Here is a 24,397-nt window from a genome sequence, read left to right on the forward strand (position 1 = left end):
GTCGTCATTGCGAGCGCAGCGAAGCAATCTGAACCGGAGCGAGAGCACAAGGAAATCAGAGAAGGACAGTTAGGTACGGCTGATCTGCACGTCTACCTTTGAGAATATTCATTGTGACAATTGAAGACTTGCATTTCTTAAACCTGTCAAAAACTAAAGATCACCAATCTTTTACTTCTTCGTACAAGTCTTTCCAAGATGGATTAAAGGCATTGATTAAGTCATTTTTCTTTTTTCTACTCCCGGATTTAAGTTGCTTCTCTCTGCAAATAGCTTCTTCTATTGAGTGAAATAATTCAAAATATACCAATTTTTTTATTCTATATCGTGAGGTAAAAGAGGAGGGGTTTATTCGGGTTTTGTGCTCTACTATTCTTTTTAAAAGGTTTTCTGTTACACCAACATATAATGTAGTGTTATTTTGGTTGGTCATTATATAGACAGCACCTCCTTTTTTCATTTTTCTTAGATTTGTTGAGAATATTGCGGCAAACTAAAATTACATATTTTTACCCGAATACCGTTAAGTATTCCTATAACATTGGATTGATATAGTTTTTTTAAAAAACTAACAAGATTCTCTTATCGATTACATATCTCAAAAGACTGCCGAAGAAACGTACCAAATGCTCAACAGATTATCTTATCCAAATGAGCCACCTCGCAGTGGCGGGTCGCATTTCCAGTGAGTACATCGCGTCATTGCGAGTGACGGCATCGAGTCGCGGTTACTCCAACGTCGTCATTGCGAGCGCCAGCGAAGCAATCTGAACCGGAGCGTTGACGTAAGGAGTTCGAATTAAGGAGATTAAAAACGCCTGCTGTGTACGTTTTCCTACAGACTGCCGCGGGTGCCGGGTTGTTTTACGATACCATTTAAATTTAGTCAGCACCCTCGCAGTGACGGAATTCATCGTCATTGCGAGTCCGATCGGGCTTCGGCAGGCTCAGCCTGAAAAGGGAGCAATCTGAACCGGAGCGTGCGCATAAGGATTAGGAAAAAGGGTATTAAAATACGCCGGATGTTTACGTCTTCCGACAGACTGCCGCGGGTGCTGGGGCGGTTGATGGAATAGGATTGGAGTCATTTTAGGACCGATGACGTATTTTACCACCCCCCTGTCTCCCCCTCATGAAAACAGGAGGGGGAGACAGGGGGTGGTTTGATGTCAGTCTTTATTTTTTTAACATATTGAAAAATAGACAGTTAAAAGTAAATACCGTCATTCTGATTTCTGCGTTTAAAAAAAGTTAATTCTCGCCGTGACGGGAAGCGTTCAACGGGAAGGAAATACCGTCAATGGCAGGTGAAATTGACATCACTGGCCCCTTCTCTGACTTTATTCGGTAAGAGCAGTAGATGTCTTGCCAGGGGGGTTCCGGGCAGGTTGAAATGAAAAGAAAGCACTTTTGTAGAAAAAAATCTTTCAATAAAACAAAAGAAGCACTAGATTGAGGTATCGGTACCGACCTATTTAACCTGTCGGGTCCAATAGGATCAAATTATCGACGCTGAAAACCCATTATTACAGATACGTCAAATCCATACCTATGTCAAGTATGCATGCAAAAAATATGCTGTTAATCGTTCTCTTGCTATGCTCGATGAACGGATTTTCGCAAAATAGCGATAGATCTGATCGTGATCGAATCGCCCAATTAGATGAGTTCTGGACCGAAGTTTCTCGCACGATTGGAGAAGGCGACTTTGAAGGCTATGCAGGTACCTTTCATGAACAGGCCACATTGGTTTCAGGCGTTAGCGAGGTCGCCTATCCGATTGCCCGAGCACTTGCCGGGTGGAAAAAAGATTTTGATGACACCAAATCCGGAATAAGGAAATCATCGGTAGCATTCCGATTCAACAGGCGGTTAGGGGACCCTACCACCGCCTATGAAAGCGGCATTTTTCACTATTCTTTTAAATTGAATGGAGAAAAGCAGGGCTATTACATCCATTTTGATGGGTTGTTGGTCAATGAGGGTACCTGGAAAATGATGATGGAATACCAAAAAAGTCGGGCATCCAAAGAAGAATGGGATGCGTTGGAATAGGTTCAGAAATAAGGATTAGCACCATTTAAACCAAAAATATGCATTAGTCCATCTATTAGTACCTTAAACAGCTTCAAAATCAGCCGCTACGCTGCTATTTTCGATTTCACCATAGCGGGTTTCCAAACTGCCTGATTTTCTTGCAATTTCAGCCTTCATAAAGAAACCCAATACATAGTTTGGGTTTATAAATATTTTTTGGATTTCAAAATGATACTGTTGAGTTTAATCTGTTCAAAATAGGCTGCGCCGTCAAAACACACCCTTCGCCAAGGAGAAAATTAACCGGCCCAGCTCAGAAATCATAGGCTTTGGAAGCCAGGAGTGGCTTCTTGGCGGGAAGAAATAATCAGGGTCTATAGGCTATCAACGATATCTAACAGTTTCTGAGAGGTGATGGGTTTGAAAATAAAATCAGAAACTTCATTGATAGCTTTGGCTCTGGCCACGTCGTCCGGGGAGATGGAGGAGGAGCAGATGTAAATGGTGATATTTTTTACAGGACCTAATTTTAATTGACGATACTCCTGGAGAAATTGCCAGCCATCCATGATCGGCATGCTCAGGTCCAGAAAAATTACTTCGGGTAATTCTTCCTTCCTGTCAAGGTTTGTTTTGATAAAATTTAATGCGTCGAGGCCATTTTCAAAGACCCTTACCTGCCCTACCAGGTTGGTCTTTTTCAGGGTTTTTCTGGTGAGGTACACAAATACCTCATCATCATCTATCAGGGTTAGGTTTTTAATGCTGTTCATGCTTTTCGTTTTTAATTTTAACAAAAAATGTACTCCCTTTTCCGGGTTGGCTTTTTGCCCAAATGTCTCCCCCCATCGCCTCAATTTGTGTTTTGATCATAAAAAGGCCAAAACCCTTTGCGTCAGGATGCTTATGAAATGTCTTCCGGATTTTAAACAGGTGCTGCTGATGAAGGTTCAGGTCGATTCCCAGGCCATTGTCTGAAAATGAAAGTAGGGTAGCCCCGCTTACCGAACTGGACTCGATGTAGATCTCAGGAGATCTGTCAGGAGACCTGTATTTTAATGCGTTGCCAATAAGGTTAGTAAATATACTTACCAGATATTTTTGAGGAAAAAAAACCACAGGAGCTTCGCTAAAATCTGCTTTAACCTCTGCCTGGAACTCTTTGATCTCAGTTTCAAAACCAACCAATACTTTTTCAAGGCAATTGTCCAGATAAAGTTTTTCTCCTTCTATGGCAGTATCCTGCTTTACCTGTATGGATTCTACCAGTTCATTGAATACCTCCATCAGGTGATTGACAACGGGTTTTATTTTTGCCTGAACCTCATTTTTTTCTTCTTCTGATTCGCTTTCCTCCAGATAATCGATCAGCATGGAAATGTTGATCAACGGTCCCCTCAGGTTATGGGAAACGATATTGCAGAAATCTACCAGTTGCCTGTTTTTGAATTCCAATGCTTTGCCATGTTCAATGGCTTGATGATTGATTTTTTTGATGTGCTCTTCCCCCTTTTTTCTCTCTGTTATGTCAGAACGAATCGCTACATATTGGTAGGGTTTACCGTCTGCTTTCAGAAAAGGAACAATGGTAGTATCCACCCAATAGTAGGTCCCGTCTTTGGCTTTGTTTTTCAGCTCTCCTTTCCAAACCCTGCCATTGGCTATGGTGGTCCACAATTCACCGATATAGGCCTTTGGATGATAACCGGAGTTGATAATGCGGTGGTCCTGTCCGATCAGTTCTTCGGCACTATATTTCGAAATATTACAAAAATTTTCGTTTACATGCCTGATGGTGCCTTTTTGATCGGTGATGGCAACGATTGCAGAGACATCCAGGGCATATTTGTAGTCGGAAATCTCCTTAAGGGACTTATTCAAATCCTCTTCTCCCTTTTTCCGGCCTGTAATATCAAAGCGTATGGCTACATATTGGTAAGGTTTGCCGTCACTGCTAAGAAAGGGTACGATAGTAGTATCCACCCAATAGTAGGTTCCGTCTTTGGCTTTATTTTTTATTTCGCCTTTCCATACCTTTCCGTTAGCTATGGTGGTCCAAAGGTTGCGGATGAAGGATTCGGGATGATAACCGGAGTTGATAATGCGGTGATCCTGACCAATGAGCTCTTTCCGGCTGTATTTGGAGATCTTGCAAAAATTATCATTTACATGTGTAATCAATCCTTTCTGGTCGGTGATGGCAACAATTGCCGACTCATCGAGGGCATACATATAATCTGCTATTTTCTCCATAAATACCTCCCGGAATTTGAATCCGCTTCCTTACATACCAAGTCAGCTACATTGACAAAAAGGCGGTACCACCGGCTTCAGGTTGCCCGGAGCAGTACCAAAATCCCTTACGATCAAGTACCTGGCTGTGACAATGAATAACCATATTACGGGTTCAAATGTAGTTAAAAATGGTATGAAATAAATAAAAATTTATTCTTTTAGGTAGACGGAAGAATCATATTGGACTTTAATCGGAAAATTTCAGGTGGAAGGCTTGCCTGCTGCTGGAGGTTTTGGCCTCCTACCGGGTACTGGATGCGATTTAAGATTTAAAAATTGGCAGCAATCAAAAAAAGAAAATTACCTGGAATAGACACGTTTTTGGAATGGGGAAAAATTTCGGGTTTTGTCTGTATTCTATAAATTAAATGTTCAGCTTATCTGGTAACAAAAAGTTTGTTTTAATTAAAAATCCTACTTACAAACGGAATAGAAATAGTCACAAGAGACTAAAAGTTTTAGAATATTAACCTCTCAATTATATAGGATGTTAGTTGATTGATTTTAGTATTTGTTCGGGATACCATTGCTGTCTTGAAAAAATTATTGAAAAGTGTTATTTTCCTAATCAAAATTCATTATTTTTCTTACAAAATTGGAAGATTTTATATAAGAACATAATAAGTATTCACAAGTTTCGGCTGCTAAATTTGATTGCAGACAGACGGCTTCCCCACTGCTAATAGATATACGAAATGGTAAGATCCAAAATTAACCATAAAGGATAGGACAAAGATGCTCTTCAATTCAATTGACTTTGCTATTTTCTTGCCTATAGTTTTTATACTCTATTGGTTTGTGGCTAATAAAAATTTGAAATTACAAAATTTCTTAATTGTTACTGCAAGTTATCTATTTTACGGTTGGTGGGACTGGAGATTTTTATCATTGATTTTATTCAGTACTTTTGTAGATTTCTCTGTAGGCAGGAAGCTAAAAACTGAGAACAGCCAAAAAAAGAGAAAAATTTTATTATGGATAAGTATTTTAATTAATTTAGGATTTCTTGGCACTTTTAAATACTATAATTTTTTCCGAGAGCAGTTTGAAACTGCTTTTTCTCTTTTTGGTACAGACCTGGAAACCCGTTCACTGAATATCATATTACCAGTTGGAATTAGTTTTTATACCTTCCAAACTTTAAGCTACACCATAGATGTTTACAAGCGAAAACTTGAACCAACGAAAGATTTTGTTGCATTTTCTGCTTTTGTGAGCTTTTTTCCCCAATTGGTTGCAGGTCCAATTGAAAGGGCAACTCATTTGCTACCACAGTTTTATAGGAAACGAATTTTTGAATATTCAAAAGCCGTAGATGGAATGCGGCAAATACTCTGGGGCTTGTTTAAGAAGATTGTAATTGCAGACAATTGTGCAGTTTACGCAAATCTGATCTTCAACAATTCTGATAACTACTCCGGTAGTACATTAGTTCTTGGAGCATTGTTTTTTACTTTTCAAATATATGGGGATTTTTCAGGTTATTCTGATATTGCAATAGGTACTTCCCGTCTTTTCGGATTTGACTTAATGAGAAATTTCAACTTTCCATACTTTTCAAGAGATATAGCAGAATTTTGGAGACGTTGGCATATTTCTCTTTCAACTTGGTTTAGAGATTACCTGTATATACCCTTAGGAGGTAGTCGGGGAGGGACATTAATGAAAGTTAGAAATACATTCCTTATATTTATTGTGAGTGGTTTTTGGCACGGTGCGAATTGGACATTTATAGTTTGGGGAGCCTTAAATGCTGTTTATTTCCTACCCCTTTTATTGACCAACAATAACCGGATCAATTTGGAAACGATCGTAGCCCACGGAAAATTATCCCCAAGTTTAAAAGAACTATCGTTCATGTTATTGACTTTTAGTTTGACAGTTTTTGCCTGGATTTTTTTTAGAGCCAACAATATCGGACACGCAATAAGCTATGTTTCAGAGATCTTATCACTTTCTTTATTCACCGTGCCTAGATTTGAAGGAATGTATAATGCCCTAGTTACAATAATTTTTATTGGAGTTTTTATTTTAATTGAATGGCGAGGTCGTGAAGGGCAGTATGCAATTGCTAACTTGGGACTGAGTTGGAAACCACCGCTAAGATATGTAGTCTATTACTCAATTATATTTGTAATATTTTGGTTTGGGGGGAAAGGGCAAGAGTTCATATATTTTCAATTTTAATGAATGCTATGGAACAGTTTGTAAGGAAAATATTAATTTATATAATAGTTCCCCTACTATTAATGTTGCCAGCTTTATTTGGATTTGATTATTTAGTAAAAAAAAATGCGCCATCCTTTAAAATACCACCTGATATTTCAAAAGTGTTTATAGGGGATTCACATATTCAATGTGCCATTAATGATAGTATTGTACCACATAGTATTAATATTGCTATAAGTGCAGAATCTTTTTATTTTTCTTACTACAAACTGGAGAGGCTATTAGATGTAAACCCTTCAGTAAAACATGTTTATCTGGGTTTCAGTTATCATAGTTTATCCAACTACTATGATGAATTAATAGGTGGTGATTTTTCTTCTGAAATTGCACCTAAATATTTTTCTATTTTACCCCTCGAAGAACAATTTAGAATGCTATATTGGAATAGAAATAGTATTGCTCCTTTTGTTAAGGGAATAATTACCCATGGAATATATCAGATTTGGTTTAAGCAATATTTTCCCTATATCGGAGGCTTCTCTGATTATTTTAAAGACACCAGCGCAGATCAATTGTCCATGGATAAAAGATTAAATTTTCAATTCTATAACGAAGGCAAGGTGAATGATTTTTCTGAATTAAATATTTCTTACTTAAGGCAAATTATTAAACTTTGTACATCGAAAAATGTACATTTGACAGTATTAAAAACACCATTACATAGGTATTATCTTAATAAAATACCTTTAAGTTACAAAAATAAGTTAGGTGAAATTTTGAAATCAGAAAAAATTGATGCTATCGATTTAGAGCATCTTAAGCTTTCCGATGAATGTTTTATTCCAGATGGAGATCATGTATCCTTCTTGGGAGCACGAAAAACTTCTATTCAACTGAAAAAAATAATTCAATAGTACCTGCCACAGTTGGATCAGCGAATAGCTGTTACCTATATTGACCTGCATTTAGTATACTCATGATTTATTGAAGATAAAAGTGTGAATCAGCTAAAAAACCAGGCTGTTATTATGGACAACGGGTTAAAAAAAAGAGCCATTAAAGTAATGGCAACAAAGATAGAGCGAACTTCTCAATAGATAGCACGACTCAGCCAATTCAATGAAACTTTTGCTGTTTATGCTGAAGTCTCATAAAGAGCATGGATTATTTTGTGTGCAGCTTGCTGGATAGAGAAGTAATTTTGAAAGCATTTTTCAGCCTGTTTACCCATTGTTTCTTTTTGATCGGAAGATAGTTGTCCCCACCGTTTCAATTGGTCGGTTACTCCCTTTTGGTTGTCTTTGGCAATCAATCCCCCCTCTGAATCAGAAATTTCTTTCCAGATATTTACCTGATCGGAAATTAATACAGGTTTGCCGCAAGCCAGCGCTTCCACTACCGCAATACCAAAATTTTCCTGGTGGGAGGGTAGTACAAAGGCTTCACAGCCGTAAAATGCAGCCCACTTTAACTCTCCGGTCAACATACCTGGGAAAATGATGGCTTTTTTCAACTTTGGGTTCTCGTCGACCATGTCTTGCAGCTGCCGTCCATAGCCTGTGTCCATTCCCGGACCTGCGATAACCAATAGGGGTAGTTGACCCTGAAAATCTTTGTCGATTAATTGGGAATAAGCCCTGATCAATAAATCAACTCCTTTTTTTTCATGAATTCGACTGAGAAACAAAAGATAGGGTCTATGTTTTATTTCCTGGCATCTTTTATGAAATACGGCTGCCATTTGAGGCGTGTAAGGCGGTGGTTCCGGAATCCCATAACCTACATTCAGCTCTTTTGCCGGTTGATAGGGGGAAAATGTATTCCTGGCCAAAATCAGCTCTTGTTCACAAGTAAATAAAAGTCCTGCAGCTTTATGAATTAATTTTTGCTCAATCAACTTCCAGTAAACCCAATTGCGTATTGCCTTTAGTTTTCTGCCATTGGCCTTTTGGAAATAGGGGTCCAACATGCCGTGGGGCATCACAAACAATGGTGGTTTTTCCCCACGAATTTGGCTCAAGGCTTTCACTACTGCGAAGCCGGGATAGAGCCAGAGTCCGTTTACAATTACAGCATCAAACTTTTTGAGGTTATCCCTTAACCAAGGTAATAGGTTAGAAGAATAGGACCAGGGGGTAGTTGCTGGTCCCAGGCAATGCACCGTGAAGCCTTCCAGATCCAAATTAGCTGTGTTTGGATCATCCATGCAAACTATTTCGTTGTGGACACCTTTTTCCCTTAATGCGGGAACTATATTCCTTATACCCTGACTTACGCCACCAGAGGTTGGATGCATACTTCCTACAACTTGAAGTACTTTCATTTTACTTTTTTCCAGACGTTTTCAAAATGCTGATGGAATGAAATTCTCTAAAAATATTTTGAGTTTTACCTATTCAATACGATCAGTATTAATCAGATTAAAAACTTAAAATGAAATAGGATATTTTTTTAACCGGATAAATTCCTTGCCAATATAGCTTAGCTTTTAAAGTCAAATTTACAGCTCCCTCATTTTAATTTGAATCAAAAACTCGTAATAAGCCATATTGATACAATAGATCAGGCCAGGAACGCCTTCAATGAATCCAAAATTCACCAAGTATGCTTGGAAAAAGCGTAAAAGAGGCCACCCTGGAACTTTGCTCAACCATGATTTTAATGCTGGGTTCCTTAAGCTTTCCTGGGAGGTGAATATGTTCTTAAATGGGGGACAGTGTTTTTTTCTATAAAGGGCTTCTTGACTGGAGTACTTGTTGTGACGCTCAATCCATTGTGCCCAACCCTTTGAAAATCCATAATGCAGGTAAGGTTCTTTGATGTATTCAATCCTTCCATGAACTGTATCTTCTTTTTGCCCATGTCCAAAGTCCGTAAATCTGGCTCTGCCCCTGCAGAGCAATCTAAACTGCCATTTTGGAAAGTTGTCACAGCGTTTTAGCCATTTGCCCTCCAGCATCATTTTGCAGCAGCAGTAGAATCCGGCTACTTGCCGATCTGCAATAGATATAGATTTTTTTATAGCATTTTCAAAAGCTGGAGTGACTTTCTCATCGGAATCAAGGAAAAGAATCCATTCGTATTTCGTTTTGATGTTATCCAGTGCGAAATTCCTTTGTTCTCCGAAGCTGACAAAGGGATTGAAACTAATGGAAGCACCATGATTTTTTGCGATTTCAATTGTATTATCTTCACTTCCGGAATCGAGAATATGTATATCATCTGACCATTTCAATGAATCCAGGCATATCGGAAGATCTTTTTCCTCATTTTTAGTTAGTATGATAACAGAAATCATTTAGTGAATTGACTCAATAGGTATTTGAAAATTTACTTTTTTCCAGAACTCTTTTTTTTATGGGTTTACATGGGAATCCAGAACACACCATCCAAGGGGGCATGTCCTTATTCACTACCGATCTCGCTCCAATGACACATCCTTCACCAATGTTAATTCCCGGATGAATAAAGGAATCGGCCGCAATCCAACAGTAATTACCAATACTAATAGGTTTTGTAATGAGAGGGAATCCGGGTAAGGTATAATCATGTGTTCCGGTACATACGTGAACACCCGGGGAAACAGTAGTTCTTTTACCAATGAAAATTCTACCTTGAGAGTATAGGTTAGAACCGGGTCCTACTGTACACTGGTCTGATAATTCCAGGTTCCATGGAGCCCATATTTTTACTTTAGGATAAACCCGAACTTGCTTTCCCACCTTTGCTCCAAAAATTCTTAGGAGTAAGGAACGCCACGGATGAAAGGGGATGGGAGAATAAGCAAAAAATATTACATAAATGATTCCCCAGCTAAACCTTGCCAAGCGATTACTTAAAGGAAAAGAGGCACCTGTTATTGTATCTTGATTGACCATATTTAAAATCCAAAAACTACTCTCATGAACTTAATTTAATACTATATTTAGCAAGAAAACCATCCTCTTTGGGAATATTTTTAAGAAAAATCTGGTTGATTTCTTAGCTGATATAGAAATATAGGAACGGAATAATTGAAGTTATTTAACCATATTGTATTTTATACATTGAAGAAGTTGGATTTTTTCAAACAAATAATCATTCGTCAATAATAAAAATTCAGTGACAAAGAAGTAAAGCGAATAAAACCCCTTTAATCAGAATGTATGATGATTAAAAAGTACCTCTATTTTTAATTATTTTAGCTGGATTTCCTCCAACCACCGTCCATGGTGCGACATCTTTAAATACCGCTGACCTGGCTCCTACCACAGCCCCTTCACCAATATTTACAGTCGGTCCAATAAACGCATCTGCTGCTACCCACACTTTATTGCCAATAGTAATATATTGACAAATTAAAGGAAAATCAGGTAAGGTGTAATCGTGGGAAGAGGCACAGAGGTATGTTTTTTGGGAAATTACGGTATGATCTCCAATTTTGATTTTCCCCTGATTATAGCAATCCACTTTCGGTCCAATACTAGAAAAGCTACCTACTTCTAAATTCCAAGGGGCCCAGATTCTGACACTTGCCTGAATGCTGGTGTTATGGCCAATTTTTGCCCCAAATGATTTTAATATAAATGATCTCCAGCCCTTGAAGGTTTCTAAATTAAAGGGTCTAAAGAGAAGAAAATAACAAAATGACCATATTACTCTACCAATTTTATTCCTTAAACTAAAACTAAAATTATAATTTGATAAATCAAAACCTCTGTTCTCCATGGTCTTAGAAAATTAAATGATTTATCTTTTTCATTGACTTGGTAACTATTCTCCCCAAATCATAGTGAAAATTATAAGCCTTCATTTCCAAATTGTGATAGAAAGCAAGGTTTTCTTTTACAAAGGGGGTATAGTTTTTGCGGTAGAAATTCTCTCGAAAATCTTTGTCTTTGGCCAGTATGCCTCCTAAACGGGCATATACAATAAAGTTTCGACAATTAAATAATTTTAGCTCTTCTTTTAGTTCCGAGAGATATTTTGATTTACGCAACATTTTTTCAGTCACCAAATTAAATTTGTAAATGTTTTCTATAAAAATGGGATCTGTTGATGAATTGGCACTTGTATTATGTAAAACATAGTTATATATAGGGCTAGGTTCTAAACTTATCTTTATGTTATGATTAATAAACACATGTAAATTGAATAATACGTCTTCCTGCAGTAATTTTGTAAACCTATAATTTAGGTTTAACAGTAATTCTTTCTTATAAAGTTTCCCCCAGATATATCCTTTTATATCATTTTTAAGTAAACTTTTTAATAGCTCTACGTTGTTTTGTTTTAAAGGTAATCTGTTTGTTATAATTTTCCTTTTACCATTTAATAATTGATAATTATTCCCAATAACCAAATCGGCGTTTTCCTTCTTCATTCTAGAGACTAATAATTCAATGGCGTTTGGCTCGAGGAAATCATCCGCATCGGTATGGAAGATTAAACTACCAGTTGACTTTTTTACTCCCTCATTTCTAGCTAAATAGGTGCCTTCGTTTTTCTTGTCTATTACCAACAAACGTTTATCTTTTTCGCTATACCTATTTAATATACCTAAAGTCCCATCAGTACTTCCGTCATTCACTGCAATTATTTCTAGGATGGAATAGCTTTGGTTTAAAATACTATCCAGGCACTTTTTGATCCATTTTTCAGCATTATAAGCTGGAATAATTATTGAAACTTTCATTGCCTTAAACAATCAATTCTTTGGAAACTATTTTTATTAAAAGTTTATTATTTATTGTTTTTGTCTAATAAATTATATCGTGTTGCATCAAATGCTACACTGAGGAGTCAACTTTATTTAGTTAAACCAAAAAGTGATAAGTACTTTTGTGTCATTTTTTTATTGCTAAATCTTTTTATATTCATCATACCTTTCTTACACATTTCCAATTTTAGATTTTGCTTTTGTAGCATCCTAAAAGCATTTGCAAAATCTTTAGGGTGGCTAGGGTCTGCATGAAGGGCAGATCCCTCACTTATCTCTGGCATTGGCTGGATGCTGCTGGCAATTACCGGGGCTCCGCAAGCCTGTGCTTCAATAAGTGGCCAACCAAATCCTTCTGAAAAAGAGGGGAAAATAAAGGCTTCACAAAGGCTGTATAGTGCCCTCAATGTCATATGGTCGGGGTTTGAGACAATTACCAGTCGATCCATTAAGCCTAAAGAAACAGCATATTCCAATAGGTCACTGTCTGGGGCCTCTCCTGCGAAACATATTTGCCCATTCCATTCAGTTCCCAGTTCGTTCGCAACATCCAAAATCAATTTCCTGTTCTTTCTACGATGGTTTGAACCGACATGGAGCATATATAAGTAGGGGGTAGCGATTCCTAAATTTTGAATGAGCGGAAAAGCCTGCTTTACAGTCATTGGTTTAAAATCTCCATTAAACGCATTATGGATTACCTGGTAATGCTTATTACCCTTATTTAGATCCGTGTTTTTTTGTAGATCGATTAGCTGATTTAATGTAAACCGGGAAACTGCAGCCAGTTTTCTGACCTGCACCAGGTGGCTCAGAATCCATTTTTGATATAGTTTACCTGTTGGAGTTGCCGTACAGTAGGCATCCGCATGGCCCATAGATCCGCGTATGGCCAATACATCATGGCAGGTTATGGATGTTTTTTCCATTGGTAAAAACCGGAGATATGGAGCATTGGAATGATCGCAGATGTGAAAAAGAGCTTCCTCATTTCGGATTTTTTTGAGGAGCAGACGGCTTATCAATACAAGTTGAAATATAAACCATTTGTCTAAATACCCAATCCATTTTCCTATTCCGGATTGAGTTGATTGAAATATGGAACCAAAAATAACAGTCGGTTTCCATATGGTTGTTGGATATCCTTCTTTCACAAATCCGGATTGTAACATCAAAGCAAAACGTTGCATGCTCTCTTGCTTATCCGGCGGATAATTTCCAATTAATATTATTTCCATAATCAAAATCTGATGAATCAGATATTTTCACCAGAAGGAGGTTCATTGAAGGCCGCAATTATTAACCCCCCTATAATGGTACTGAAGCCTAAAGCAGTAGGTTGTGCCCATTGGCTTTGTAAAATAGTGAGTAAACCAAAGCTCAGCAGGAACCAGGGTAAAAAATCTCCCTGTACTACATTTTTGAATGAAGCAAATGTAAGTTTAACGACAATTCCAATCCGAATCAGAATTACCCCTAACCCTAAAAATAGCCCCATTTCTCCAATTAGTCTTCCCCACTCATTTTCAGCTACAAGGAAGTTGCGGCTCCCTGTCAATAACACACTTCCAGCATTGGTCCCCATACCAAGTCCGAAGCCCCAAAAAGGTACTTCGTTAAAATTTATTATAGAACCGATAAGTCCACCCAAAAACCGGCCGATGAGCGTACCTTCCAATCCGCCTTCTACCTGACTTGCATTTTCAAATCTTGTAGAAAATGCATCAATAGCAGTAGAAAGATAATCTGTATTTAATAGTAATAAGCCTGCGACTGATGTGACTCCGATTACTGCAATTAAAACGAAAGAGAAATACCTTGGATTTCTAAAAACAGCAACAAATACAAAAAGGGTACTGACCAAAACTTGAAATAATAGAGAACGGCTAATAGAAAACGGTATGGCAATCAATAAACCAATAGATGCCAGAATTAATGCGATTTTACTGATTTTTTCACTGTTAAACCAAAAATAAAAAATGAAAGTTGTTACAAAGCTAAAAAAAAGCGTGTTCCCATTGGTAAACGAAAATGTTCCCGGAGGACGAAAAAAGCCCAAGGCGCCATCAAACCCTGCTCCTTCTAAATCTCCACCCACACCCCTGTTCAAAAATGCCGATTGGGGACTGTAAAATTGGAGACCTATAAGAATTACCATAGGAATAGCCAGGTAAACGGTAGCTCTTCCCATTTTCAAAACATCATCACGGTCAAAAAATTTCCCGATTAAAAACATCAAAGGAAAATGTATTAACATGATTCTTGCTCCAAAAAGTGTCACAAATAAATTACCATGCCCGAAAAAAATTGCCGTGTAAATACTTAAAACGCCAATAAGTAACATGGCTGACAAATAGCCATTAGAGGGAAATAAATTTTTTTTCCATGTCAAATAAAGTAAGAAAATGGCTATAGGATCCCTTACTACCAGTAAGGGTGTTGCCAATCCAGGGAAAGCCCATTTTCGCAATGCTCCTTCAAATATTATTAATAAAAAGTATAACCAAATGCATTTTTTTATTAATAGGGTAGCATCATAACCAATACTTTGACTATATATATTTTTGGAAACCATAGCTTCCGGCTTTTGTAAAGCCATAGGGGAGTTATCTCTTTTCAACAATATACTAAATTTCAAAAATTCTATTTTATTCAGTTTTCCTTTTCAATCCGTTCACAATAGTGGATCCATAATTTGCCCAGGTGTATTTCGCCACATGGTTCTGTGCCATTAAGCCCATTTCTGGAATATTTTCCCTATGATCTCTAAACCACAAGAGTTTTTCAGCGATTTTTTCTGGTGAGCGAATAGGAACCAAAAAGCCTGTTTTTCCTTCTATTATCAAATCCGATCCGCCTGTATTGGGAGTTATAATCAAAGGCAATCCCTGGCTCATTGCCTCTTGCATGACCAATGCCCTTCCCTCTACGATAGAGGGGAGGCAAAAAATATCGCAGGACCTCATAAGCTTCAATACCTGCTCATGCGGTCTTCCTGGTTCGTAAATAAACTGGGCGAATCTTTTTTTATAGAAATCCATTGGTGCGAGCAAAGCACCCATGACCACCAACTCTATATCAGAACCTTTAATCAAACGCATGGCTTCGAATAAATCTGCCAAGCCTTTTCTTTGCCCCATAGAGCCAGCGAAAAGAACCCTTAGCGGTCGTTTCTTTATTGTAGCTGATTTTTTGTTATTTCCATTAAAGCATGTTTCCGGCGATCCAAATGGTACCATTAATAGTTGTTTATTTGATGCCCAATCAGGTATAGTGTCCATTACGAATTGTCCTGGACAAACTATGGTATCTGCCAATTCCATCTCCTTCGTTTTTCTTGCTAGTTTCCTGTCAGAATCGTTGATCCCACCCCCGAGAGTGACTGCCCAATCAGGGTGTCGGCTGACTTCTTCATTCATTAGTGCCTGACCTGTTTCCCAGTAAGCTATTGGAAGATCGTAAATACACCTTACCCCTATTTTTTTTGCTTGTATAAAGGTTTCGAGTGCACCATCCTCATAAGCGTATACAGCATCTATCTGTTTTTTTTTATATAAACGCAGAAGGTCACGGGCACTTTTTCTATCAAAATCCTGGTAAACAGCATCAATAGAAGCGATTCCTTTTTCGTGTGCGGTAAAATTGTTTACCCCGATTTTAATGGAGGCTAACCTGATTATTTCCAGTAAGGGACGTGTCAAAACGTTATCCTTACCAACTGGAAAAGCTCTCCTGAGCAATTCCTCTTTTACCGGCAGGGGTAATAATTTGAGCCAATGAGCATTTGGATTTACCGATATCGTTGTTCCAAATCCTGCTAGTAGTCCCTCATTTTCTAGCGCGTTAAGTATAGCAATGACAAATTGGTTGCCAGTCGGATGAAGTAGTAAACATTTCATAGAAACGTTTTAAGGATAGATTTGATAATTTAAAAATGCTTATGATATGGAATGTTGCGTTTATACCATGATGCTTAAAAAAACCGTCTTAGGGAATCAAATAAGGGTTTTTCAAGTGCGTTGTTTTTTTCCCCTCATGAGCTTTCCTGATTATTTTTAAATAGGATTTGGCAACTTTTTCAGGTTGATGCTTCAACAAATGGGCACGGGCATTTATTTGCAACTGCTTCTCTGCATTTGATCCGAGCTGCAAGGATCTGATGCATGCCGTTAAGGACTTCACATTACCACTTTCAAAAACCAAACCTGCATTTCCAACCGCTTCCGGCAAACCACCTTTATCCGAAACTATGGGAATACAACCACATGCCATTCCCTCCAGAACCACATTCCCAAAGGCTTCTTCACAGGTGGAAGGTACCAATATTATCCGATGTAGGTTTAGACAATTTGCCAATTCTTTTCCCTGCAAATTTCCTGTAAAGGTGACCCTCTCCGAAACTTCCAACATCTCCGTTAGCTTTTCCAATGGTCCCCTTTCGGGGCCATCTCCAATAATGGTCAGTCGACAGGAATGAAATGATTGACTTGATTCGTCTGAAATCAGCGATGCCAACGCTGCTATGGCTAAATTTGCTCCCTTATCCGGGACCAACCTTCCCAAAAATACCAGGTCAATGGATCTGATTAGGCCCGGTAGAATTTTGAAATTTTCTTTCCTGTAAGGATTACCTATTACTTTTGCCCTGGGCCAGTTTTTTTCCCTTAGTGCTTCGCTTACCGCAATCACATCTTCTGCACGGTTTAGCCAATTGAATTTCAATCTATCCTGCCATCCAATTTGACCACTATCCCTTGAGATCCTTGTATTGAGGGCTACTACTAGCGGTCGCCAGATAAACAGGTTAACCCAGGCCAGCCGGAGGCAGGGATTGTTTTCAAAAACGATATCGGCCCAGTGGTGTGCTCTATATAAGTCAATCAAAGTAGGGTTTCTGACAATGTCAAATGGAAATGCTTTTTCTCCATTTTTTTTAGTCCAGGTAACCAGTCGCACACTACAACCCAAACGTGTAAACTCATTGGCCAATACCTCTGAATTGCTTTCGATACCACCTATGTCAGGGTAGAATTTATGAGAAAGAATTAAAACTTTCATTTTTTACTTAAAAGAGAGACTGAAAAACATGTCACTGAGGTGATTTAAAAACTTCCAAAAGATGTTGGGCGGTATGCCTGGGATCATATTTTGATGAAAAGTCAGGTTTCTGGTCGATAAATTGCTGTAAATCCAGACCTTCATCCCAAACCGTCACCTCCTTAAATTCAGGAAGATGGGTTGTGGATTTAACTGATGATAGTACAATTACTGGCAGCCCATTATACAATATCGAAGCAATGCTACCACTTTTTTGAACCAGTTCTACGGGGTAATTAGATAAACCTAGGTCTGCGTTGTATATGATGTCTGCGGCCTCCTGGGCAGTCAAAAAGCCCAAGGAAAAAGTGGGATGGGGTAATTGATTGATCCAGTTTAATGTTTTTGGATGCTGATTGGCTCCAATGTGAATAATCTCCAATTGCTTATTTAACTCGTTTTCAAGAACATTGCTAAGCGTTTTGATTTTTTCCGCAAAATTTTCGACCTCATGGAGGTGACCAAAAAACACAGCAATGAACTTTTCATTTCTATCTGAAATATGTGGTAATACGCTTTTTCTTCCTTTAGGTAGGTTACTGAAAATAGGTAAAATATCAGCCCTGAATCCCAACTTTTTCAGCATGGTGTGATACTTTAAAGTACTGGTATGAATCAATGGGCTATTAACTTGGTTCAATAGCTTTTTAATGATTTGTTTTTGAATTTGGCTTAACAGCCAATCCTTTAAGGATTCACCGATGGACTCAGTAATCCAAAGCTCATGGAACATAAAATGCCATTTTGCCTGGAAACCGGTAATCTCTGACATCCAACGAGGCAAAAAGTAAGGAATCCCTTTATTGTGGAACGAAAAAGAGACATACTGGAAACTGATTATTTCCGGGGAAAACCGGGAAATGATTTCTTCGGTTTTAGCCTTGCGTTTTCCCCAGCTATCTTTAGCAGAAAGGCGATGGGTTAAAACCGAATGAGAACCTTCCTGCTGCATGTCGTTTATTCTGGATGCGGCCAAGATTTTTTCATTGATGGCTATTATAGCTACTTGCTGTCCTAAAAGTTGACATTCGATTGCCAGTCTTCTGGTATAATCGCCTACACCATCTCTGCCAGGTTCCAGAGAGCCGCAAAGAAAAAGTATTTTCATTTACTCAAATACATTTCTTTAATCCTTTTGGTGAGAAGACTACCTGACTATTTGATGAGGTAACGAGGTTTTTTGACTCCAGCAGTTCATTAGAGATAATCCCACCACCTATCCAAAGGAATTTTTCAGAAGTGATAGGCGCTGGCAAAGGTTTCTTTATTTTAATAATTTAACTCGGGTTGATTCCATTGTCATGATCAAAAAACCCGGTTTCTAAAGCGAGGAAGGTGTTTCTTTTTGACATTGAATAGATATTTGGTCTGAAATTTTGCCTGGTTAAACAGGGAAGAGGTACTGGCCCGCCTCCTCCAATTTTCCAACTAACTAAAAGTCATTTTAGTTAAATGTTTTATATACTTTGAAGTTTCCCAAATACAATAGATCTAACCCTGAAGTGAAAAATGTTTTTATCGCATCAGAGGGATGACTTACATTGGGCTCTCCTTTTAGGTTAAATGACGTGTTCACTACGACGGGAACACCGGTTAACTGATAGAATTCATTAATTAAGTTCCAGTACCGGGGGTTCAAGCTCTTGTGTACGGTTTGTGGTCTCAGCGTTTTGTCCACATGTACTACTGCGGGAATTTTACTTTCGTAGGCCTCTGTGGCTGAATCTGTAAGGATCATGTAAGGGGAATACTCAATGTTTGCCAATACTTCACTTGCTTTCTCAGCTAAAATTGATGGTGCAAATGGTCGCCAACCTTCTCGGTATTTTACGATTTCATTTACCCGATCACGCATTTTTTCATCTCTTGGATCTGATAAAATGGAGCGGTTTCCCAATGCCCTTGGACCAAACTCATCTCTACCCTGAAACCAGCCCAAAATCTTTCCATTGGCTAATTCCTGTGCTGCATCTTTTTCAACATCAGGTAACTTCTCAAACTTTAATTTGTACTTTTCAAGAATAGATGCTATTTCGCTATCTGAATAGGAGTTTCCCAGATACGGATCAAAAGTCATTGTTTGAATACTTTTGTTTTGATAAAAAGGATAGAGAGCTGCGCCTAAAGCTGTTCCATCATCAGTGGCAGCTGGCTGTATGAAAAATTCTTCCAAGGCAAGTTCTCGTTGCACAAAACCATTAGCCTTGCAATTTAATCCAACGCCTCCTGCCAGTCCAACTGCCTTTAAATTATAAAGATCCGTATAATACCTCATTAGTTCCAGTATAGCCATCTCATAATAATGTTGGGCAGAGAATGCTAAATTTTTAACTTCTTCGTCATTGATAGAGTCTATATCGGACTTTCTTTTTTGCAAGGTCCTGCCATTCAATTCAATTTGATCTGCATTTAGTAGTTTTCGGTGATTGACCTGGTGAAAACCGTTCTCCACTTTCAAATAATCATCTAAGTCATAAATTTCCTTTCCATAGGGAGCAAGGCCCATGACCTTCCATTCATCTGCATATTTTCTGAATCCACAAAGGGAGGTCATTTCCGCGTAATATACTCCAAGCGAATTCGGAAAATTTATTCTTTTTATTTCCTCAAGAGATTGATCTTTTTTCAAATATACAGTAGTCGATTCTTTGATACCTCTACCATCTACTACAAAAATTAAGGCATTTTCCGATTTCAAGTAAGGCATTACACTCAAGGCATGGGCTAGGTGGTGATCAATATGCGTGGTCTTTTTTGGAAATAACTGATGTTCCTCCATTATATTTTTCACACTACGGATGGTAGAGCTTCGGTAATAATTAAAGAATTGTAACGGGAAGCTCTCCTTCAAATCTCTCTTGAAATTTAACTTGATGTTTTCCAGAAAATGTTCTTTTAACTTTGGCCAACCAAAAACCAAATCATCTACTTCTTCTATATTGATATTTGCATGATTCAGGCAGGCCTGGATAGCCAGGATGGGAAAGTTTGAATCCTGCTTATTACGGGAAAGCCTTTCTTCCGCAATGGCGTAAACTATCTTTCCATCAACTGCCAATGCAGCGGAGGAGTCATGTCCTGGACCTCCCAAATAATTGATTCCTAAAGTTATCATATAGTGAAAATTGATAGATTAATCCTTTAATTTTAGTAGCGATACACCGAAGGGTGCCCAAATGGGTTTAAGGGAAAACATGCAGAATTCCCTATTTTCCGAAAGGTGAGTACCATGTCTATGAAAAACAATAGATAAACAAAGCAACCTATTCGTATTCAATATGTAGTATATTAGTTTAGAATACTATGGTACCAAAATTTAAATATATTACAGTGGTTTTAATTTACTTCAGCATACTTTAGGCCATGTCTGGAGTTAAATAGATGTAGTAATAAATTCGAAAATGAAGATAATAATGACAAATATAATACTCCCATTAATTCACTAATGTTAAATACCAATACTCCAAATATTAAAGTAATTACATCAATGGGTATTTCATAGGTTGGGGTGTATTTAATCCAACCTTTAGTTAAATTTAAATCATATACTGTTCCTAGTAATAAATTTAGAGAGCCTATTAGGAATACTAAAAATAGTTCATAAGATAGATGCTCATATTTTGGCCCTAAAATCCATAATATTTGATTGGGAAATAAATAAACCGTAATTAGCATGGCTGCTGAAGTTAAAAATATAATAGCTATAGCATTTCTAAATAGAACCTTTAACTCTTCCTGGTTTTGGCACCTTCCAAATGCTGGAGAATAAATATTGTCAACCAGTGACTTTCCCATCATAAAGATTAACGTAAATCGGGTTAATGCTCCTATATCAGCAATTGAATCTGTTGTACCGAAAACGCCAATTAAAAAAATTGAGATTTGACCTTTAAAAGTATAGAATGCCGAATTGTGCCAATTTAATTTTATGTATTTAATTAAAGTTTCTTTATAATTTTTACTAATTACAGGGTTTAAAAATCGTAAATTTTTACTTTGTTTTTGAATATAAATATATGAAATCCAAGTACTAAATATTGTTATTAGTAAAATAATACTTATGGTAATTTCGTCCTTCAATATAATAAAAAAAAATGCTAATATTATAAACCTTGGAATATGGCCGATCACCTCAGTTACTTGAACAACCTTTATTTTTTTTTGAAATAAGAGAGCATTTCTTAAAAAAGAGGTTTTAACATCTGGAATCACTATTAATAATACACAAGCCAGAAACCAAATAATACTTTGAAATTCAATTTCTTGTTCTAATAGAATAAATGTAGCATACCCTCCTACTAAAAGGAAAGCAATTGCTATTATATAATTACTGATGGAATCTGCTGTCTTTATTAGACTAGACAATTTTTTATCATTGTCCCAAATTTCTCCTCCTATTTTCTTAAACCCTATAAAGGTACTTGAGTTTGAAAGTGGAATTAACATTCCCTGTATTGTAATTAAAATTGTATATAATGCATAGTCATTTTTCGATAAAATACGGATTAATATAAATCCAATTACTAATCCCATTACTCGTATAAGTAATTGAGATCCTATAACCTGGCTTATTGAAATTAATAATGATTTGTTTTTAATAAATTTGTCAGCCTGCTGAACGATCGTTTTCACCAAGTAAATTTTTATATTTTGTAATAGATTTAAAAATTGTTTTCTAAATAAATATCTAATAAAATAATTTTTAGTAAAATAATATTGTCATACAATAGTTATGTCTATTATACTTTTTTTTCCTTTTTATGAATTTGTTTAATTTGCCTTCCATTCTTTTTATTATTGCCATAACCATAGCCATAGCCATAAACTGATCCCGTTTTTTTGCTAGCATTGTTTAAAACAATCATTGGCTGTTTTAATTTTTTATTTTGATAAATATCTTCTATAATTCCTAGTTGAGATTTGTACGTATATCCGTAGCGAACGATATATATGTTTGAATCTATGAAAGGAGCAAGGCCATATGTGTCTGCAACCTGACCGATTGGGGGTGAATCGATAATGACATAATCAAATGCTGATCTTAATTCCTGAATCAGGTTTTCTATCTTAGAACTCATCATCATTTCGCCTGGGTTTGGGGGGATTTTACCCGCGCCTATTAAATACATTCCTGGTACTTTTTGTACCGGTACCAATAATTCTCTGGGACTTAAAGAGGATACAATGTAATCTGTTACTCCCGATGAAGAATCGATATTCATGTATTCCAGTAATTTTGCTTTTCTGAGATCAAAATCTACAATGACGATCCGTTTCCCGGATATGGCCATTGTTGCTCCCAGATTGATGCTGAAAAATGTTTTCCCTTCCCCGCTTCTGGCCGAAGTTACTAATATTACCTTGTTTTCTTTTCCCAAATTTGCAAAATGAATGTTGGCTCGGATCAACCTGAAGGTTTCAGCAATAACTGATTGTACACCCTCCATTACCTGTAGGTTTGTTTTTTCGGTACTGTGGTAAATTTCACCCAAAATGGGAGCGTTTGTAAGGCTTTCTACATCTTTGCGCTCTTTCACCTTATCATTTAGTAGGTCCTTAACATATATAAATCCTATTGGAATTAAGAACCCTAAACTTATCGCAGCCAGGTAGAGAGTATACTTACTGATGTTTACCGGTACATCTCCAGCCAAGGGTTCATCAATGATTCTTGAGTTGGGTTGGGTTGATGCCAGCGCTAATCCCGCTTCTTCTCTGCTTTGCAGTAAAAATAAGTATATGGCTTGCTTGATACTTTGCTGGCGATTTATTTCTAATAATTCGCGCTCTATGGAAGGTACACTTCGAACCCTTGATTGAAATTGCCTGCTGCTGGATCGCAGGTTATTCAAAGTTATTTGCATATTATTTTTAATGGTTCGGAGGTTCTCCTGAATATTTTCCCTTAAGTTTCCCAGCTGTTCATCGAGGTTTAGTATCAAAGAACTTCCAGGCTGTATGGTTCGAAGCATGCGTTGCTTTTCCAGTAAAAGCTCATTGAATTTAGCAAGGAGTCCATTCAGAGTGGGCTCAGGAATATTTAACGTGCTGGGAATAAGCCTTAATTCATCCTGGTTGACGTAATCTTCGAGTGAATGAATGATGTCCATTTGTATTTCAAGTTTTTCTAATTCTTTGTTGTACTGGCTGGCAGATTGTACATAAAGCTCTGCATTGGCGCTTACATCCGTGAGTTCATTCTCTCTTTTATAGGTTTCTACATTTTTTTCTACCTCTGAAAGTTCTGTGGATAAAAATTGAATGCGTTCGTCCAGAAAATCTATTGTGCTGAGTTGTACCTGGTTTTTATCCTCAATGGCTTCTTTTTGGTAAACTTCCACTAGTTTCTTTAATATTAATACGCCCTTTTTTGGAACGGCATCGGTGAATTCGAGGTGCAATACATTGGCATCCTTGCTGACTAATTCTACCTCCATCATCTGGCTGTAAGTTTTTGCGAGGTTTTTTATATCATGGAAATAGACAATAATAGGTCTATCTATTTCGGATTCGGAGGAACCAATCACGGTAAATGTGCCGTAAGGTCGGTTGATTTCCTGTCCGAATTTGTAATTGGTTGTTTGAGGATTTCTCAGGCTATCAAATTCAGTCAAATCAAAGCTATTATTTCCTTTACCAGTTAATTTGATGTTCTTCCCGTAGGCAGAAGGTTCCAGTTTATTGATTAAAAGTGAAATGGGAAGATCTCCCTGGAAAACTTCTAAATTATTGATCCTTCCTTCTATATAATAACTCGTATTCATACCCAACTCATCAAATACCCTTTCCATCAGAGACCTGGACCGTAGTACGATCATTTCACTGCCGATAGACTTATTTATCCCAAAACCTCCCATACCACCAGAAAAGTCCTCTCCCATTAGAGACCCCGGCGTGTTGAGGTCCTTAATCAATAAGGTAGTGTTGATGGCGTATTGAGGTATGAGGTTGTAACGGATGTGTAAAAATGTTCCTGCCAGGGTAAGCAAAGAACAGATAGCAAACCAGTACCAATACCTCATGTATTTGCCGATCAAATCCCGTATATTTAATTCCTGAGAAGGATTCCTAAACAAGCCGTTATTTGTTAATTGTTTCATT

Annotated in this window: 19 protein-coding genes; 3 read left to right on the forward strand and 16 right to left on the reverse strand. The window is 37.5% G+C overall.

What is annotated here, in order from left to right; translation table 11 throughout:
• Positions 1 to 160: 160 nt before the first annotated feature.
• The gene (locus GL182_RS01075) at positions 161 to 460 is read right to left on the reverse strand and encodes a GIY-YIG nuclease family protein (protein ID WP_163377720.1); all 300 of its coding nucleotides are present in this window, start codon (positions 458 to 460) and stop codon (positions 161 to 163) included.
• A gap of 1,091 nt (positions 461 to 1,551) precedes the next feature.
• On the opposite strand from GL182_RS01075, the gene GL182_RS01080 reads away from it, so the two are divergent.
• Complete coding sequence (locus GL182_RS01080) at positions 1,552 to 2,055, forward strand: hypothetical protein (RefSeq protein ID WP_163377721.1); 504 nt, start codon at positions 1,552 to 1,554, stop codon at positions 2,053 to 2,055.
• Between the two features lie 356 nt (positions 2,056 to 2,411).
• Here the strand turns inward: GL182_RS01080 and GL182_RS01085 are convergent, their stop codons facing one another.
• Positions 2,412 to 2,810 carry a response regulator gene (locus tag GL182_RS01085; RefSeq protein WP_163377722.1) on the reverse strand — a complete coding sequence of 133 codons (399 nt, stop codon included), beginning with the start codon at positions 2,808 to 2,810 and terminating at the stop codon, positions 2,412 to 2,414.
• Positions 2,797 to 4,290 (reverse strand): PAS domain-containing sensor histidine kinase, encoded by a 1,494-nt coding sequence (locus GL182_RS01090; protein WP_163377723.1) that lies wholly within the window; start codon positions 4,288 to 4,290, stop codon positions 2,797 to 2,799. The genes GL182_RS01085 and GL182_RS01090 overlap by 14 nt, the downstream gene beginning before the upstream one ends.
• A 777-nt stretch (positions 4,291 to 5,067) precedes the next feature.
• Between GL182_RS01090 and GL182_RS01095 the strand changes: the two genes are divergently transcribed.
• Together GL182_RS01095 and GL182_RS01100 are read left to right on the forward strand one after the other, a co-directional pair.
• On the forward strand, positions 5,068 to 6,519 hold the full coding sequence (locus GL182_RS01095) for an MBOAT family O-acyltransferase (RefSeq protein WP_163377724.1): 1,452 nt from the start codon (positions 5,068 to 5,070) through the stop codon (positions 6,517 to 6,519).
• An 8-nt stretch (positions 6,520 to 6,527) separates the two neighbouring features.
• Positions 6,528 to 7,415 carry a hypothetical protein gene (locus tag GL182_RS01100; RefSeq protein WP_205603560.1) on the forward strand — a complete coding sequence of 296 codons (888 nt, stop codon included), beginning with the start codon at positions 6,528 to 6,530 and terminating at the stop codon, positions 7,413 to 7,415.
• Positions 7,416 to 7,636: 221 nt separating this feature from the next.
• On the opposite strand, the gene GL182_RS01105 is transcribed toward GL182_RS01100, so the two are convergent.
• The 13 genes from GL182_RS01105 to GL182_RS01165 form a co-directional block, all read right to left on the reverse strand.
• The gene (locus GL182_RS01105) at positions 7,637 to 8,824 is read right to left on the reverse strand and encodes a glycosyltransferase (RefSeq protein WP_163377726.1); all 1,188 of its coding nucleotides are present in this window, start codon (positions 8,822 to 8,824) and stop codon (positions 7,637 to 7,639) included.
• A gap of 177 nt (positions 8,825 to 9,001) precedes the next feature.
• The gene (locus GL182_RS01110; RefSeq protein WP_163377727.1) at positions 9,002 to 9,799 is read right to left on the reverse strand and encodes a glycosyltransferase family 2 protein; all 798 of its coding nucleotides are present in this window, start codon (positions 9,797 to 9,799) and stop codon (positions 9,002 to 9,004) included.
• Positions 9,800 to 9,812: 13 nt separating this feature from the next.
• Entirely contained in the window at positions 9,813 to 10,379 is a 567-nt protein-coding gene (locus GL182_RS01115; RefSeq protein WP_163377728.1) for a DapH/DapD/GlmU-related protein, read from the reverse strand.
• 274 nt (positions 10,380 to 10,653) lie between these two features.
• Positions 10,654 to 11,208: a putative colanic acid biosynthesis acetyltransferase gene (locus GL182_RS01120; RefSeq protein ID WP_163377729.1), complete on the reverse strand. Its 555-nt coding sequence runs from the start codon at positions 11,206 to 11,208 to the stop codon at positions 10,654 to 10,656.
• A 4-nt stretch (positions 11,209 to 11,212) separates the two neighbouring features.
• Positions 11,213 to 12,175: a glycosyltransferase family 2 protein gene (locus GL182_RS01125; RefSeq protein ID WP_163377730.1), complete on the reverse strand. Its 963-nt coding sequence runs from the start codon at positions 12,173 to 12,175 to the stop codon at positions 11,213 to 11,215.
• Positions 12,176 to 12,288: 113 nt separating this feature from the next.
• Positions 12,289 to 13,437 carry a glycosyltransferase family 4 protein gene (locus tag GL182_RS01130; RefSeq protein WP_163377731.1) on the reverse strand — a complete coding sequence of 383 codons (1,149 nt, stop codon included), beginning with the start codon at positions 13,435 to 13,437 and terminating at the stop codon, positions 12,289 to 12,291.
• A 17-nt stretch (positions 13,438 to 13,454) separates the two neighbouring features.
• Positions 13,455 to 14,819: a hypothetical protein gene (locus GL182_RS01135; RefSeq protein WP_240469501.1), complete on the reverse strand. Its 1,365-nt coding sequence runs from the start codon at positions 14,817 to 14,819 to the stop codon at positions 13,455 to 13,457.
• A gap of 28 nt (positions 14,820 to 14,847) precedes the next feature.
• Positions 14,848 to 16,098 carry a glycosyltransferase family 4 protein gene (locus GL182_RS01140; RefSeq protein WP_163377732.1) on the reverse strand — a complete coding sequence of 417 codons (1,251 nt, stop codon included), beginning with the start codon at positions 16,096 to 16,098 and terminating at the stop codon, positions 14,848 to 14,850.
• Between the two features lie 88 nt (positions 16,099 to 16,186).
• Positions 16,187 to 17,257 carry a glycosyltransferase family 4 protein gene (locus tag GL182_RS01145; RefSeq protein WP_163377733.1) on the reverse strand — a complete coding sequence of 357 codons (1,071 nt, stop codon included), beginning with the start codon at positions 17,255 to 17,257 and terminating at the stop codon, positions 16,187 to 16,189.
• A 31-nt stretch (positions 17,258 to 17,288) separates the two neighbouring features.
• Positions 17,289 to 18,404 (reverse strand): glycosyltransferase, encoded by a 1,116-nt coding sequence (locus GL182_RS01150; protein WP_163377734.1) that lies wholly within the window; start codon positions 18,402 to 18,404, stop codon positions 17,289 to 17,291.
• A 336-nt stretch (positions 18,405 to 18,740) separates the two neighbouring features.
• Positions 18,741 to 20,411, reverse strand: coding sequence for a carbamoyltransferase (locus GL182_RS01155; RefSeq protein ID WP_163377735.1), 1,671 nt, complete (start codon positions 20,409 to 20,411; stop codon positions 18,741 to 18,743).
• Positions 20,412 to 20,632: 221 nt separating this feature from the next.
• On the reverse strand, positions 20,633 to 21,928 hold the full coding sequence (locus GL182_RS01160; RefSeq protein WP_163377736.1) for a lipopolysaccharide biosynthesis protein: 1,296 nt from the start codon (positions 21,926 to 21,928) through the stop codon (positions 20,633 to 20,635).
• Between the two features lie 107 nt (positions 21,929 to 22,035).
• Positions 22,036 to 24,396, reverse strand: a complete 2,361-nt coding sequence (locus GL182_RS01165; protein WP_163377737.1) for a GumC family protein — start codon at positions 24,394 to 24,396, stop codon at positions 22,036 to 22,038.
• Position 24,397: the final 1 nt, after the last annotated feature.

It is taken from the genome of Cyclobacterium sp. SYSU L10401 (genome assembly GCF_010993705.1).
Taxonomy (GTDB): Bacteria; Bacteroidota; Bacteroidia; order Cytophagales; family Cyclobacteriaceae; genus Cyclobacterium.

What these genes read in the sequence shown, in the direction of transcription:
- GL182_RS01075 (WP_163377720.1), bottom strand. Translation starts at nt 460, where the DNA reads ATGAAAAAAGGAGGTGCTGTCTATATAATGACCAACCAAAATAACACT.
- GL182_RS01080 (WP_163377721.1), top strand. Translation starts at nt 1,552, where the DNA reads ATGTCAAGTATGCATGCAAAAAATATGCTGTTAATCGTTCTCTTGCTA.
- GL182_RS01085 (WP_163377722.1), bottom strand. Translation starts at nt 2,810, where the DNA reads ATGAACAGCATTAAAAACCTAACCCTGATAGATGATGATGAGGTATTT.
- GL182_RS01090 (WP_163377723.1), bottom strand. Translation starts at nt 4,290, where the DNA reads ATGGAGAAAATAGCAGATTATATGTATGCCCTCGATGAGTCGGCAATT.
- GL182_RS01095 (WP_163377724.1), top strand. Translation starts at nt 5,068, where the DNA reads ATGCTCTTCAATTCAATTGACTTTGCTATTTTCTTGCCTATAGTTTTT.
- GL182_RS01100 (WP_205603560.1), top strand. Translation starts at nt 6,528, where the DNA reads ATGGAACAGTTTGTAAGGAAAATATTAATTTATATAATAGTTCCCCTA.
- GL182_RS01105 (WP_163377726.1), bottom strand. Translation starts at nt 8,824, where the DNA reads ATGAAAGTACTTCAAGTTGTAGGAAGTATGCATCCAACCTCTGGTGGC.
- GL182_RS01110 (WP_163377727.1), bottom strand. Translation starts at nt 9,799, where the DNA reads ATGATTTCTGTTATCATACTAACTAAAAATGAGGAAAAAGATCTTCCG.
- GL182_RS01115 (WP_163377728.1), bottom strand. Translation starts at nt 10,379, where the DNA reads ATGGTCAATCAAGATACAATAACAGGTGCCTCTTTTCCTTTAAGTAAT.
- GL182_RS01120 (WP_163377729.1), bottom strand. Translation starts at nt 11,208, where the DNA reads ATGGAGAACAGAGGTTTTGATTTATCAAATTATAATTTTAGTTTTAGT.
- GL182_RS01125 (WP_163377730.1), bottom strand. Translation starts at nt 12,175, where the DNA reads ATGAAAGTTTCAATAATTATTCCAGCTTATAATGCTGAAAAATGGATC.
- GL182_RS01130 (WP_163377731.1), bottom strand. Translation starts at nt 13,437, where the DNA reads ATGGAAATAATATTAATTGGAAATTATCCGCCGGATAAGCAAGAGAGC.
- GL182_RS01140 (WP_163377732.1), bottom strand. Translation starts at nt 16,098, where the DNA reads ATGAAATGTTTACTACTTCATCCGACTGGCAACCAATTTGTCATTGCT.
- GL182_RS01145 (WP_163377733.1), bottom strand. Translation starts at nt 17,257, where the DNA reads ATGAAAGTTTTAATTCTTTCTCATAAATTCTACCCTGACATAGGTGGT.
- GL182_RS01150 (WP_163377734.1), bottom strand. Translation starts at nt 18,404, where the DNA reads ATGAAAATACTTTTTCTTTGCGGCTCTCTGGAACCTGGCAGAGATGGT.
- GL182_RS01155 (WP_163377735.1), bottom strand. Translation starts at nt 20,411, where the DNA reads ATGATAACTTTAGGAATCAATTATTTGGGAGGTCCAGGACATGACTCC.
- GL182_RS01165 (WP_163377737.1), bottom strand. Translation starts at nt 24,396, where the DNA reads ATGAAACAATTAACAAATAACGGCTTGTTTAGGAATCCTTCTCAGGAA.